Genomic DNA, 13,968 nt, shown 5'->3' with positions numbered 1-13,968 from the left:
GATTAGCGGGAGTTGGCTCAAGAAAACGGTTCAGGATCCTTCCGACTCGACAGGAACACCGGCATCGGTTTCACCGTGCCAGGCCACGGCTACTCCATTGGGATAACGCAGGTCAATGTAGCGAATTTGCGACGCCTGGCCACCGAGCTGACGCTTCCAGGCAGCCCGCAACCTCGACAAACGTGCCTCGCGATCGCCACGTCCCAGCATCACCCAGACACTATCATCGAGCTGAAAACGCCAGGCCCCTCGGGCTTCAAGACGCAATTGGGTGATTTCCAGGCCCAGCGCAGAAAAGCGCGGCTGGAGATGGTCGTAATAGGCCAGAACCTCGGGGCCGCTGCCCTCGGGTCCGGCCAGATCAGCCAAGCCGTCCGGCGGAGTGACCGGCCCAATAGCGAAGGGTTTGCCTTGAGGATTGAGCAGATAGGTATCATTCCAGCGTGCCACCGGTACTTCTTCGAAGAGTTCGAAGGACAGCGCATCGGGCCATTCGCGTGACACCCGTACTTCGGAAAGCCAATCGATGGCGCGGGCACGGCGACGCAACTCGCCAAGACTCACCGACAGCCAGGTTTCGCCTTGAATCAAGGGCGAGAGTTCCTCGCGTAAATAATCGGCACTGACATGATTCAGGTCGCCACGAATCGAAACGCGTTCGATGGGCCGGTCGAGCCACAGCCACAGCGCGCGTCCACCGGCCACCAGCAATACCAGCAGCAGCAACAGACCCAGCCAGGAGCCACGCTTCGTCGACATGATGGATCAGGCTTCCCACGAGGTATCGAGGATATCCAGCACCAGGGCATCGAAATCCACCCCGGCATGTGCGGCCGACTGCGGTACCAGGCTATGGTCGGTCATTCCGGGCACGGTATTGACTTCCAGTAGCCAGAAACGCCCCTCGGCATCACGCATGACATCCACACGCCCCCAGCCCCGACCACCGATCGCCACGAAAGCCCGGCGGCACAATTCACCCAATTCGGCCTCTTCGGCTGACGAGAGCCCACAAGGCAGATGATAGAGAGTCTCGTTGGACAGGTATTTGGCTTCGTAATCGTAGAAGCCGCTGGGTACTTCGACGCGAATTGCCGGCAACACCCTGTCCCCCAACAGCGACACGGTGTATTCCGCACCTTCGACGAAGCGTTCGGCCATCACCTGGGCATCGAAGCGCGAGGCCTCTTGATAGGCGGCTTCCAACGACTCGCTGCCGTCGACGATACTGATGCCGAGCGTTGAGCCTTCGTGTACCGGCTTGACGATCAATGGCACACCGAGGGCTTCGCAAACGCCGGGCCAATCGGCCCGGGCGTCAAGGATCACGCTCTCTGGTGTCGGCAGGCCCAGTGCTCTCCAGACCTGCTTGGTGCGTTGCTTATCCATGCCCAGTGCCGAGGCCAGCACCCCGCTGCCGGTATAGGGGATCTTCAACAGCTCCAGTGCCCCCTGCAGAGTGCCGTCCTCGCCTCCCCGCCCATGCAGTGCGATAAAGACACGATCCGGCCGCAGGGCCTCCAAAGCATCGAGGCCGCCAACCGCCAGGTCATGACCATGCGCATCGAGGCCGCTGCGCAGGAGCGAGGCCAATACGGCACTGCCGCTGATCAGCGACACCTCGCGTTCGGCGGAATCACCGCCATAAACGACCACCACCCGGCCGTAGTCGGGCCGCCCTGTCACTTGCTGGCTCATAGGGCCACCTCATCGAGCTTCAACTTGGCCTGTGCCAGGCGCAGGGCGATACCCCCCACATCACCGGCACCCTGGGTAATCAGTATATCGTCGGGACGCAGCACCCGGCCCAGCAGGGCCGGCAGCTCGGCCTTGCTTTCGACGAATAGGGGATCGACCTGACCTCGCTGGCGGATCGAGCCCGCCAGGGTACGCCCTTCGGCACCCGGTATCGGCGCCTCACCGGCGCTGTAGACATCCAGCAACAGCAAGGTGTCGACCCCGGAGAGCACCTTGACGAAATCCTCGTAGAGATCGCGCGTCCGGGTGTAGCGATGCGGCTGGTAGACCATCACCAGGCGCCGTTCGGGCCAACCGGCGCGTACCGCCTTGATGACCATCTCCACCTCACGGGGGTGATGACCGTAGTCGTCGACCAGCATCACCTCGCCCTGGCCACTCGGCACGGCAAAGTCGCCATGCACCTGAAAGCGTCGCCCGACCCCGGCGAAGCTGGCCAGACCGCGCAGGATGGCCTCATCGTCGATCCCGGCGTCACTGGCCACGGCGATCGCCGCCAGGGCGTTCAGGGCATTGTGCTCACCGGGCATGGCCAGACGGACCTCCAGTGCTGCCATACCCTCCGGACGCCGGGCGGTAAAGCGCACCTCCCCGGCCTCCTGCACGAAGTCGACGATACGATAGTCGGCGTCTTCGCTGAAGCCGTAGGTGACGAACTGACGATGCACTCGGTCGAGCAGCCCACGCACGTGCTCATCGTCGATACATAGCACCGCCAGCCCGTAGAAGGGCAAGTTGTGCAGGAATTCGAGGAAAGTCCCCTTGAGGCGTTCGAAATCACCGCCATAGGTGGCCATATGATCGGCATCGATATTGGTGACGATGGCAACCATCGGCTGCAGATGCAGAAAGGAAGCATCCGACTCGTCGGCCTCGGCAACCAGGTAATCGCCCTCCCCCAGCCGGGCATTGGTGCCGGCGCTGGTCAGGCGGCCGCCGATCACGAAGGTCGGATCGAGTCCGCCTTCGGCGAGCAGGGTCGCGGTGATGCTGGTGGTGGTGGTCTTGCCGTGGGTACCGGCCACGGCGATGCCGTGCCGGAAGCGCATCAGTTCGGCGAGCATCTCGGCGCGCCGCACGACCGGGACGCGATGCTCATGAGCCCAACGAATTTCCGGATTGTCCTGATCCACCGCCGTCGATACCACGACGACATCGGCCTCCTCGACGTTGCTGGCGGCATGGCCGATGGCGATACGTATGCCACAGCCGCGCAGGTGCTCGACTGCCGGCGACTCCTTCAAGTCACTACCGCTGACATGATAGCCCTGGTTGGCCAGCACTTCGGCGATGCCACACATGCCGACACCACCGATACCAACGAAATGAATGTGTCGAATACGCCGCATGCCCAGACTGCCGGGCGCTTGTCCACGCGGACGCCGAGGTGACGCCGCTGCTTGCCGATTATCGCTCAAAGCCTGTCTCCATACAGCCATCCACCAGGCGCTGTGTCGCATCGAGCCGGGCACTGGCCCGGGCCGCCGCCGCCATGGTGGCAAGAATTCGAGGGTCGAGCATCACTCCCAGCCGCTCGGCCAGGGAAGTCGCCGTCAAGGAGGATTGCGCCACCAGTTCGGCACCACCTGCCTCGACCAGCACTCGGGCATTGACCGTCTGATGATCGTCCACCGCATGGGGAAAAGGAACCAGCAAGGCCGGCTTGGCCGCCGCGGCGAGTTCGGCCACGGTCAGGGCCCCGGCGCGACATACCACCAGATCGGCCCAATCGTACGCTGCCGCCATGTCATCGATAAAGGCCGACACCTGCGCGTCCACGGCATGCTCGGTATAGGCCTGGCGTGTCGCCTCATCCTTGTCGCGGCCGGCCTGGTGACGCACCTCGGGACGCCTGGTCTCAGGCAGCCGAGCCAATGCCACCGGTAGCGTCTCGTTCAATGCCAGGGCGCCCAGCGAGCCACCGACCACCAGCAGTCGCAACCGCCGAACCTGCATCTCCGAAGCGGTACGTGGCGTCTCACCCAAGGCGGCGATATCACCACGCACCGGGTTGCCGATCACCTCGGCCCCGATGCCGGGAAAGGCACCGGGAAAGGCGCAGTAGACACGTCTCGCCAGGCGCGCCAGCACCTTGTTGGTCAACCCGGCCACGGCATTCTGCTCGTGAATCACCAACGGCCGCCGCATCAGCCAGGCCGCCAGCCCGCCGGGTCCACTGGCGAATCCGCCGAGCCCCACCACCAGTTGCGGATCGTAGGCGGCGATGATTCGGCGTGCTTGCCATACCGACCGCACCAGACGCCAGGGAGCCAGTAGCCAACCGACCGCTCCCTTGCCACGCAAGCCCTCCACTGCGACATGATGCAGCCGGATGCCGGCCTTGGGGACCAGTCGGTTCTCGATGCCCTGCGGACTGCCCAGCCACTGGACCTCGAGGCCTTTCTCGATCAGCTCCCTGGCCAGGGACAGGGCCGGAACCACATGGCCCCCGGTTCCACCGGCCATGATCAGGGCCCGGCGCTGTGGGTGCTGCTTCACTTGCGCGCTCCTTGCGAATGACGGTGGGGCACGGAGCCGCCGGCTTTCGGTGCGGTCGGGCTTGCCCGCCTCACCGCTTGCCGCGTCTCGACATCGACCCGCAGCAACAGGCCAACCATGACACAACTGATCAGCAGACTCGATCCGCCATAACTGAGCAATGGCAAGGTCAAGCCCTTGGTCGGCAGCATGCCGGTACTCACGGCGATGTTGATGAAGGCCTGGGAGCCGATGACCAGAGCGATACCGTAGCTGAGGTAGGCGGCGAACGGCAATCGCGCCAACTCGGCGCGCCGCCCCACGGCCAAGGCGCGGTAGATCAGCAGGGCGAACAGCCCCACCACGGCGATGGCCCCGAAAAGTCCCAACTCCTCGGCGATGACGGCAAACACGAAATCGGTATGCGCCTCGGGCAGGTAGAAAAGCTTCTGTACGCTATTGCCCAGCCCCAGCCCCAGCCAATGACCGCGACCGTAAGCGATCAGGGCCTGCGTCAACTGGTAGCCGCTGGCGAACTGGTCCGCCCAGGGATCGGCGAAGCTGGTCAGTCGTGCCAGACGGTAGGGCTCGGCAATGGCGATATAGAACCCCAATGCCACGACACCTGCCATCAACAACACGAAACGCCCGATCGGTGCGCCAGCCATCAACAGCATGCCCATGACACACCCGGTCATGACCACCACGGCGCCGTAATCGGGCTCCAGAATCAGTAACAGCGCGACCACCACCATGACCGCCAAAGGACGCAGGAAGGCCCCCCACTCGCGACGCACCTGGGGAAGAAAGCGCTCCAGATAGCCCGCCATGTAGATGATCAGGCACAACTTGGCCACTTCGGACGCCTGCAGGTTGAAGGGTACCCCGGGGGCCGACAGCCAGCGCTTGCTGCCGTTGATCTCGCGCCCCACCAGCAGAACCAGCCCCAGCAGCGCGATGCCGACCAGCAGCAACAGGGGGCCATTGACCCGCCACCAGGCCAGGGGCACGCGCACCACCAGCAGAGCGGCGCCCAGCGACACCAGCATGAAAATGCCGTGACGAATACTGAAGTAATAGGGATTTCCGGTCAGACCCGATGCCACTTCGGTCGAAGCCGAGGTCACCATCACCCACCCAGTCAGCAACAATGACAGGGCGGCGACCAGCAGCCAGCCATCGAACGGTTGTTGCTGGTAGGACAGTCCTGCTTTGTGCCTTGCCGTCACGCTGGCCTCCTCAGGCATCCGTGCACCCAACGGCGAAATACTTCGCCACGCTCCTGATAGTTGACGAACTGATCGAGACTGGCACAGGCCGGCGATAGCAACACGCAGTCACCCGGCTCGGCGATGGCAGCGGCACGCCGCATGGCCTCGGTCAAATCGGTGACCTGACGGGTCGCCACCCGCCCTTGCAGGACGTGCTGCAAGCGCGGTGCATCGAGTCCGAACAGCACCACCTCGCGCGCATAACGGGCCAGCGGCGCTACCAGCGGCACGAAATCGGCCCCCTTGCCCACGCCGCCGGCCAACAGAATCAGCTTGCCTGACAGCGTCGGTCCCAGGCCGTCGATGGCCGCCAGCGTGGCGCCGACATTGGTACCCTTGGAGTCATTGATCCAGGTGACGCCGTCGACTTCGGCCACCAGCTCACCACGATGAGGCAACCCCGGAAAACGCTCCAGCGCCTCGAGCATCGCCGTCATGGGCAGCCCCAGGCGACTGCCCATCGCCAGGGCCGCCAACGCATTGGCCTGATTGTGCCGTCCCTTGAGGCGCAGCCGGTGACAGGGCAACAGGGCTTCGGCACCGTGCATCAGCCAGTCGGTTTCTCCGCTGCCGTCGTCGTGCTCGGCGACGCCCCACTCATCGGCTTCGGGGGCGCGGGTAGTGAATCGGTCGAGCGCCGGCAAGGCGCTCTCCGGCCAGGTCATGGGATCCTCGGCATTGACCACGCCATGTCGGGCTCCGCGGAAGATGGGAAGCTTGGCGGCGCGATAGCCGGCCAGGTCGCCATGGCGGTCGAGATGGTCGTCGGACAGATTGAGGAAGGCAACGGTTTCGGCACCCAGACAGGGCGTCATCTCCAGCTGGAAGCTGGACAATTCCAGCACATAGAGATCGGCATCGGGCTGTTCGTGGAGCAGATCCAGCGCCGGCGTGCCGAGATTGCCGCCCACCGCCACATTGCGGCCGGCGGTACGTGCCATTTCCCCCAGCAAGGAGGTCACCGTGGACTTGGCGTTCGAGCCGGTGATGGCGGCGATCGGCGCCCGACAGTCGCGCACGAACAAGGCAATCTCGCCCACCAGCAGCGGCTCGCCGGTCGCCTTGTGTACGCGACCGGCCAAGGATTCCAGACCAGGCGTACGCGGATCGACACCGGGGCTCAGGATCACCGCCCCGACGTCGCTCAGATCGAGCGCCGACAGGGGGCCGCAATGAACCTCCACCCCGGGGTGAGCCGCATGGAAATCCTCCACGCCCGGCGGCGCCGCACGCGTGTCGGCGACCATATAGGCGGTACCCTTGCGCGACAGGTGCCGGGCGATGGCACGCCCCGACACGCCGAGCCCCACGACCAGGGCCACTCCAGGTGACACCTTATGCATCCTGCACTCCTCGGACCTTGCCCTGCCGGGCAACCAGATGACATTGCCCCATGAGCTACGCCTCAGCGAATCTTGAGCGTCGCCAATCCCAGCAGCACCAGCACCACGGTGATGATCCAGAACCTGACGATGACCCGTGGTTCCGGCCACCCCTTGAGTTCGAAATGATGGTGCAGCGGGGCCATGCGGAAGATGCGTCGTCCGGTCAACTTGTAGGAACCGACCTGCAGGATCACCGATACGGTTTCCATGACGAAGATGCCCCCCATGACGAACAGCACGATCTCCTGACGCACGATCACCGCCACGACGCCCAGCGCGGCGCCCAGGGCCAACGCCCCGACATCGCCCATGAACACCTGCGCGGGATAGGTATTGAACCACAGGAAACCCAGACCAGCGCCGGCGATGGTGCCACAGAACACAGCCAGTTCACCGGCACCGGCGATCATGGGGATGTGCAGATACTCGGCGAATACCGCATTGCCGGTGGCATAGGCAAACACCGATAACCCCATGGCCACCATCACCGTGGGCATGATGGCCAGGCCATCGAGGCCATCGGTGAGGTTGACCGCATTGGAACTGCCAACGATCACGAGATAGGTCAACACCAGGTAGAACAGCCCCAGCGGTAGCACGATATCCTTGAACATCGGCACGATCAGGCTGGTTTCCACCGGGCTCGCGGCGGTCACATACAGCACCCAGGCCGCTGCCAGGCCAATCACCGACTGCCAGAAGTACTTCCAGCGCGCCGGTAACCCTCGGGGATTCTTCTCCACCACCTTGCGATAGTCATCGACCCAGCCGATGGCGCCGAACCCCAGCGTCACCGCCAGCACCACCCACACATAATGGTTGTCGAGATCGCCCCACAGCAGGGTGCTGACGGCGATCGCCATCAGGATCATCGCCCCCCCCATGGTCGGCGTGCCGGCCTTGGACAGATGCGACTGCGGCCCGTCGTCGCGCACCGCCTGGCCGATCTGTCGTTCGACCAGGCGCCGTATCATCGGCGGCCCCAGCCACAGGCACAGCAGCAATGCCGTGAGCGCCCCCAGGATCATGCGCAGGGTCAGATAGTTGAATACACTGAAGGCGCTCTGGAATTGCGCCAGAAAATTGGCCAGATAAAGCAGCATGTGTCGCGTTCACCTTGATGCATCACGGCGCAGTGCGGTCACCAGTCGTTCCATACCGGCACTGCGTGAGCCCTTGACCAGCACGCTGGCCCCTGGCGGTAGATGGTCCCGGGCATGACGCGCGAGCGCCTCCCAGTCGTCGAAATGGCGCCCGTCTTCCCCGAAGGCCAGGCTTGCCGCTCTGGCCGGCGCGCCCAGGGTGCCGAGGAAATCGATCCCCAGCTCCCGCGCGTACTGGCCGACCTCGGCATGGAGGCGCTCGGCCGCCCCCCCCAGTTCCCCCATGGCACCCAGCAGGCACCAGCGGGGAGCCGGCAGCTCGGCCAGTAGCTCGAGTGCCGCCTTGACCGCGCCGGGATTGGCATTATACGTATCGTCTATCAAGTGTGTCGCCTTGATTCCCGGTACCACCGCCATCCGGCCTGGCAGCGGTTGCAACGAAGCCAGACCGGCGACCAGCTCGGATTCGGGCAGGCCCATGGCCAGTGCCGCGGCGGCGGCCGCCAGGGCATTGACGACGTTATGCCGACCGAGCAGGGCAAGTGATACCCGACCCAATTCCCGACCATCGAACACAAGCGTGAAAGCATAGCGCCCCAGCCCGTCGACGACCAGTTCACGTGCGCTCATCCGCGCCGGCGCCGTCAGCCCGAAATCGATCACCTCGTGCGGAGCGGCCAGGCGCTGCCAGATGGCGAAGAAGGCGTCATCCCGATTGAGAACCGCCACCCCATCGCCAGGCAAGCCGCTCAGGATCTCGGCCTTGGCCTGGGCGATCCGGCCCATGCCACCGAACTCCCCCACGTGGGCGCCGGTGACATTGGTGATGACCGCGACATTCGGCGCCGCCAGGCACGCGGTCCAGGCGATCTCGCCCAGGTGGTTGGCCCCCAGCTCGATGACGGCCTGGCGATGGGAAGCGTCCAACCCCAGCAGGGTCAGCGGGGCGCCGATATCGTTGTTGAGATTGCCGCGGGTTGCCAGGGTATTCCCCTGTCTCGACAGCAAGACGGCGAGGATTTCCTTGACCGTGGTCTTGCCGCTGTTACCGGTTACCGCCACCAGGCGCCCTCCCCATGCCTGACGGCGGGCCTGGGCCAGCAGCCCCAGTGCCAGGCGCGTGTCGGCGACCACCAATTGCGGCAATGGGTCCTCCACGGGGCGTGACACGACCGCCGCGATGGCCCCCGCCTCACGCGCCTGGGCCAGGAAGTCATGCGCATCGAAGCGCTCGCCGACCAAGGCGACGAAGACATCGCCGTGGATCAGGGCACAAGTATCAGTGGCAATGCCGGTGACCGGTTGCGCCGCGGCGGCAGGGCACGCGGTGTCCAGCACACGGGCCAGCTCGCCCAGGGTCTCGAGCCCACGGGTACTCATGGATTGTGCTCCCGCTGTCGGAGAGCCGCCTCGGCCACGGCAAGATCCGAAAAAGCGTGACGTACGTCGGCGATCTCCTGATAGGCCTCGTGCCCCTTGCCGGCGATCAGGATCACATCCTCGGCGCCAGCCTCGGCGATCACCCGCTCGATCGCCGCTGCACGCCCGGCAATATTCCAGGCGGCCGACCTGCCCTCGGCAGACAACCCACCCATCACCTGCTGGCGAATCGAATCGGGTGCCTCTCCGCGCGGGTTGTCATCGGTGATCACCACACACTCGGCCCGAGCCTCGGCGACTTGAGCCATCAGGGGACGTTTGCCGGTGTCGCGCTCACCGCCGCAGCCGAACAGGCACCACAGACGTCCTCGCGCGCGCCCCTCACGCACGTCCAAGTGCGCGCGCAACGCCTGCAAGGCATTGTCCAGCGCATCCGGCGTATGCGCATAATCGACCACCACACTGGGCAAGCCGGGACGCGCAAGCAACTGCATGCGTCCCGGTACCGGTGCCAGTCGTTCGGCGGCGACGCTCAGCGCCTCGAGGCTTTCGCCCAAGCCGTAAAGCACCGCCATCGCCAGCAGCACATTGTCCAGGTTGAAGCGGCCCATCAGGCCAAGCGCCAGGGAGAACTCACCCTCGGGACTGGCGACCAGCGCCCGCTGGCCCGCCTCATGAGGCTCCCAGTCGAGCACTCTCAGCGTGGTGGCTTCATCCTGGCCGGTGGCCAGCACACGTACACGCGGGGCAATGCCGGCCAGCATCAGTCTGGCGAGCGGGTCATCACCGTTGACCACCGCCAGCTCGAGCTCGGCGCGCTTGAAGAGCTGCGCCTTGGCAGCGGCATAGGCGGCCATGCTGGCGTGATAATCGAGATGATCGCGACTCAGATTGGTGAAGACACCGGCGTGCACCCGACACCCCTCCAGACGCTGCTGATCCAGCGCATGGGATGATACTTCCATGGCGACCCGCGAGACCCCATCGGCCGCCATGTCAGCGAGCTGCGCCTGCAGCGCCAATGGGCCGGGAGTCGTCAGGCCGCTGTCGATCAGTTGACCGGGGCGTCCGTGCCCCAGGGTACCCACCAGGCCGCAGGGACGCTCCACGGCCTCGCTCAGGGCGGCAATATAATGGGTCACGGAACTCTTGCCGTTGGTACCGGTGACGCCGATCACCTCGAGGTCGTCGGGCACCCCGAACAGCGTCCGGCCCAGCTCGCCCTGCAGGACCTTGAGGCCCGGCAGGTGTAGTACGCGCGAATCCTCGATGGCAGCGCCGGCGGGATCGTCGTCGTCATGATGGCAAAGCACCAGGGCCGCCCCGTCGGCCAGTGCCTGGGCGATATGGTCACGACCATCGGCACGCACTCCGGGCAGTGCCACGAAGACGTCACCGGGGGCCAGTTCCCGGCTGTCGAGCACCAGGCGCAATGAGCCCTTGGCCGGCGCCGGCCAGCTCGCCGCGACCCCGGGCCACAGGCGCTCGAGGCTCTCGATAAGTTGCTGACACTCGACCTGCATGACAGTGGCTCTCCCTGATTGTGAACGTCGAGGCCGGCACCCCGGCCTATGGCGCGGGCGCTACCGGCTCGCGCTGGTCGGGCGGTACATCCAGCAGGCGCAAGGCACCGCCGGTTACCCTCGAGAACACCGGCGCCGCCACGGCCCCGCCATAATATTCGTCGCCACGCGGATGGTCGATCATCACCACGGTGACGATGCGTGGATCGGAAACCGGGGCAACACCGGCGAAAACGCTGCGATAGGCGTCTTCCTGATAGCCTCCACTCGAGGTCTTGCGGACCGTGCCGGTCTTGCCCGCAACGCGATAGCCAGGCACGCCGGCACGGCGCGCGCCGGTCCCCGGCTGGACGGCCTGCTCCAGCATCCGCAGCAGGTCGTTGGCCACCGCAGGAGCGATGGCGGGGGTGCCCGCGGGCGGTTCGGAGAGCTTCAGCAGCGACGGCGGCAAGCGCCGGCCGTCATTGGCAATGGTGGTATAGGCGCTGGCCAGTTGCAGGGCGGATACCGAGAGGCCATAGCCATAGGCCAGGGTCGCGCGCTGGCTGTCGGACCAATGTGCCGGCGCTGGCAGGCTGCCTGACGCCTCGCCCGGGAAGCCGGTGCCGGGTGCCTGTCCCAGCCCTAGCGCCTGATACTTGTCCACCACTACCGTCTCCTCGAGCTGCAGCGCGATGCGCGTCATGCCGATGTTCGATGACTTCTCGAGAATCCCGGCGAGCGTCAGATCTCCATAGTTGCGGAAATCACGAATGGTGAAGCGATGGTCGAGACGCATCCAGCCTGGAGACGTATCGACCACGGTATCGGGTTCGAACTCGCCGCTTTCCAGGGCCGCCGACATGGACAGCGGCTTCATCACCGAACCGGGCTCGAAGACATCGACGATCGCCTGGTTGCGCAATCCTCGGGGATCCAGGCCAGCTCGGTTGTTGGGGTTGTAGGAAGGCTGATTGGCCATCGCCAGCACTTCGCCGGTGCGGGCATCCATCATTACCAACGTCCCGCCATCGGCATCATGCTCGGCCACCGCCGCCTTGAGTTCGCGATATGCCATGTATTGCAGGCGTTGGTCGATGGCCAGTACCAGGTCGCCACCGGGCTTGGCCTCACGCAGTAGATGCAGGTCGCGCACCAGGCGTCCCTTGCGATCCTTGAGCACTCGGCGCTGACCGGGCGTGCCTGCCAGGTAGGAGTGGTAGGCCAGTTCGAGCCCCTCTTGCCCCTGGTCGTCGACGTTGGTCACGCCCAACAACTGGGCGGTGACTTCACCGGACGGGTAGTAACGCTTGTACTCGTCCTGTGCATAGACGCCGGGCAGCCCCAGGTCGAGCACCTGCTGAGCGGCTCCGGGTGTCATCTGGCGCTGTAGATACATGAATTCGCGCTCGCTGAAGCGCTCGACCCGGGCATTGAAGTCGTCCAGGTCCAGGCCCAGCGCCCGGGTCAGCACCAGACGCTGAATATCGTCGGGCGGCAGCTCCTGGGGGTTGGCCCACAAGCTGACGACCGGGGTGGAAATCGCCAGCGGCTCGCCATGACGATCGGTAATCATGCCGCGGTGGGCACTGATCGGCTCGACGCGCAGGGTACGCGCGTCCCCTTGCCCCTGCAGGAACGTCCGATCGATGACATGCAGGTCGACGACACGCCCCACCAGCAGTCCCAGTGCCAGCACCACCAGTATCAACATGAGCACGTAGCGGCCGCCTCCCAGCGGCTCGGCAGGCGGCCGGCGACGCAGGGTCACCGCCTCACGGGTGTCGGCTTTCATGGCCGAATGACCTCCACTTCACTGACATCCGGCACCCGCATTTCGAGGCGTTCGACGGCCAGCCGCTCGATACGTGCCGGTGACGACCAGGCACTTTCCTCGAGCAACAGTTGCCCCCACTCGGTCTGCAACTGGTTCTGCTCGCGCTCCAGTCGCTGCAAGCGTGCATACTGTTCACGGGTCAGATGACTGCTGGTGATCACGGCAATGGCACTGGCCAGCACGGCCAGCACCAGCACTGCCACCAGCATCAGGCGCCATGCCGATCGCACCGCGGGAAACCAGTCGCTGGTGGGTAGAAAGGATCGTCCCTGACTCATATTCGACCTCAGATGCGCTTGCGCGCGACACGCATCACGGCGCTTCGAGCACGGGGGTTGGCCTCGACCTCCCTGGCCCCGGGACGGCTGGCCTTGCCCACTGGTTCCAGGCGCTTGACAAGTTGATCGTCGCGAATCGGCATGCCACGGGGCAAGTGCATGTCACCTCGCACATGGGTGCGGATGAAGCGCTTGACGCGCCGGTCTTCCAGCGAATGGAAGCTGATCACCACCAGACGCCCTCCGGGCGCCAGCGCCTCCAGCGCGGCATCGAGGGCAGCGTCGAGCTGTTCCAGCTCACCGTTGATATGAATGCGCAACGCCTGAAACGCCCTGGTGGCCGGATGCTTGCCCTTTTCCCAGGCCGGGTGCGCAGCCTTGATGACCTCGGCCAGATCCTGGGTGCGTTCGAAAGCCCGCTCGCGGCGACGCTCGACGATGGCCTGGGCAAGGCGCTTGGCAAAGCGCTCCTCGCCATAGGTCTTGAACACCCAAGCGATGTCTGCGGCACTGGCCCTGGCCAGCCAGGTGGCGACGCTTTCGCCCCGGCTCGGGTCCATGCGCATATCCAATGGACCATCGCGCAGGAAACTGAAGCCACGCTCGGGATCGTCGAGTTGCGGTGACGACACCCCGATGTCCAGCAGGATACCCGCCAACTTGCCATGCAGCCCGTGGTGCTCGGCGTACTCGCCGAGGCGTGCGAACTCGCCCTGCTCGATGGCAAAGCGTGGATCGACAATGGCCCTGGCTTCGATCAGTGCCTGGGGATCGCGATCGATGGCCAGCAGCCTGCCTTCGGGCGAGAGACGCTCGAGGATCGCTCGCGAGTGGCCACCGCGACCGAAGGTGCCATCCAGATAGGCACCCGCCGGATCATGCACCAGCGCCTCCACGGCCCCATCGAGCAACACGCTGGCATGACGATAGGCAGGGGAAAGCGGAACATTATCGGATGGCGGCATGCAGGTCTCGG

12 protein-coding genes are annotated in these 13,968 nt (G+C 65.1%); all 12 read right to left on the bottom strand.

Going from position 1 to position 13,968, the window contains the following annotated elements; translation table 11 throughout:
- Positions 1-30 precede the first annotated feature (30 nt).
- Positions 31-759 (bottom strand): cell division protein FtsQ/DivIB, encoded by a 729-nt coding sequence (locus ACFOEV_RS08365; RefSeq protein WP_386772775.1) that lies wholly within the window; start codon positions 757-759, stop codon positions 31-33.
- A 6-nt stretch (positions 760-765) separates the two neighbouring features.
- Positions 766-1,698: a D-alanine--D-alanine ligase gene (locus tag ACFOEV_RS08360; RefSeq protein WP_386772773.1), complete on the bottom strand. Its 933-nt coding sequence runs from the start codon at positions 1,696-1,698 to the stop codon at positions 766-768.
- Positions 1,695-3,107, bottom strand: coding sequence for a UDP-N-acetylmuramate--L-alanine ligase (gene murC, locus ACFOEV_RS08355; protein ID WP_386772771.1), 1,413 nt, complete (start codon positions 3,105-3,107; stop codon positions 1,695-1,697). Before murC ends, ACFOEV_RS08360 begins: the two co-directional genes overlap by 4 nt.
- A 58-nt stretch (positions 3,108-3,165) precedes the next feature.
- Positions 3,166-4,224 carry an undecaprenyldiphospho-muramoylpentapeptide beta-N-acetylglucosaminyltransferase gene (gene murG / locus ACFOEV_RS08350; RefSeq protein ID WP_386773067.1) on the bottom strand — a complete coding sequence of 353 codons (1,059 nt, stop codon included), beginning with the start codon at positions 4,222-4,224 and terminating at the stop codon, positions 3,166-3,168.
- Between the two features lie 29 nt (positions 4,225-4,253).
- Positions 4,254-5,465 (bottom strand): putative lipid II flippase FtsW, encoded by a 1,212-nt coding sequence (gene ftsW / locus ACFOEV_RS08345; RefSeq protein WP_386772769.1) that lies wholly within the window; start codon positions 5,463-5,465, stop codon positions 4,254-4,256.
- Entirely contained in the window at positions 5,462-6,850 is a 1,389-nt protein-coding gene (gene murD, locus ACFOEV_RS08340; protein ID WP_386772767.1) for a UDP-N-acetylmuramoyl-L-alanine--D-glutamate ligase, read from the bottom strand. Before murD ends, ftsW begins: the two co-directional genes overlap by 4 nt.
- A gap of 62 nt (positions 6,851-6,912) precedes the next feature.
- The gene (gene mraY, locus ACFOEV_RS08335) at positions 6,913-7,995 is read right to left on the bottom strand and encodes a phospho-N-acetylmuramoyl-pentapeptide-transferase (protein ID WP_386772765.1); all 1,083 of its coding nucleotides are present in this window, start codon (positions 7,993-7,995) and stop codon (positions 6,913-6,915) included.
- Between the two features lie 9 nt (positions 7,996-8,004).
- The gene (locus ACFOEV_RS08330) at positions 8,005-9,375 is read right to left on the bottom strand and encodes a UDP-N-acetylmuramoyl-tripeptide--D-alanyl-D-alanine ligase (RefSeq protein ID WP_386772764.1); all 1,371 of its coding nucleotides are present in this window, start codon (positions 9,373-9,375) and stop codon (positions 8,005-8,007) included.
- Entirely contained in the window at positions 9,372-10,898 is a 1,527-nt protein-coding gene (locus tag ACFOEV_RS08325; RefSeq protein WP_386772762.1) for a UDP-N-acetylmuramoyl-L-alanyl-D-glutamate--2,6-diaminopimelate ligase, read from the bottom strand. The genes ACFOEV_RS08330 and ACFOEV_RS08325 overlap by 4 nt, the downstream gene beginning before the upstream one ends.
- Positions 10,899-10,944: 46 nt before the next feature.
- Positions 10,945-12,672, bottom strand: coding sequence for a peptidoglycan D,D-transpeptidase FtsI family protein (locus tag ACFOEV_RS08320; protein ID WP_386772760.1), 1,728 nt, complete (start codon positions 12,670-12,672; stop codon positions 10,945-10,947).
- Positions 12,669-12,992, bottom strand: coding sequence for a cell division protein FtsL (ftsL, locus tag ACFOEV_RS08315; protein WP_386772758.1), 324 nt, complete (start codon positions 12,990-12,992; stop codon positions 12,669-12,671). The genes ACFOEV_RS08320 and ftsL overlap by 4 nt, the downstream gene beginning before the upstream one ends.
- An 8-nt stretch (positions 12,993-13,000) precedes the next feature.
- On the bottom strand, positions 13,001-13,957 hold the full coding sequence (rsmH, locus tag ACFOEV_RS08310) for a 16S rRNA (cytosine(1402)-N(4))-methyltransferase RsmH (RefSeq protein ID WP_386772756.1): 957 nt from the start codon (positions 13,955-13,957) through the stop codon (positions 13,001-13,003).
- Between the last annotated feature and the right edge of the window lie 11 nt (positions 13,958-13,968).

Source organism: Litchfieldella rifensis, from assembly GCF_042646605.1.
Taxonomy (GTDB): Bacteria; Pseudomonadota; Gammaproteobacteria; order Pseudomonadales; family Halomonadaceae; genus Litchfieldella; species Litchfieldella rifensis.
Note: the sequence above shows the minus strand (reverse complement) of the source record. Positions and strands in the feature narration are given on the sequence as shown.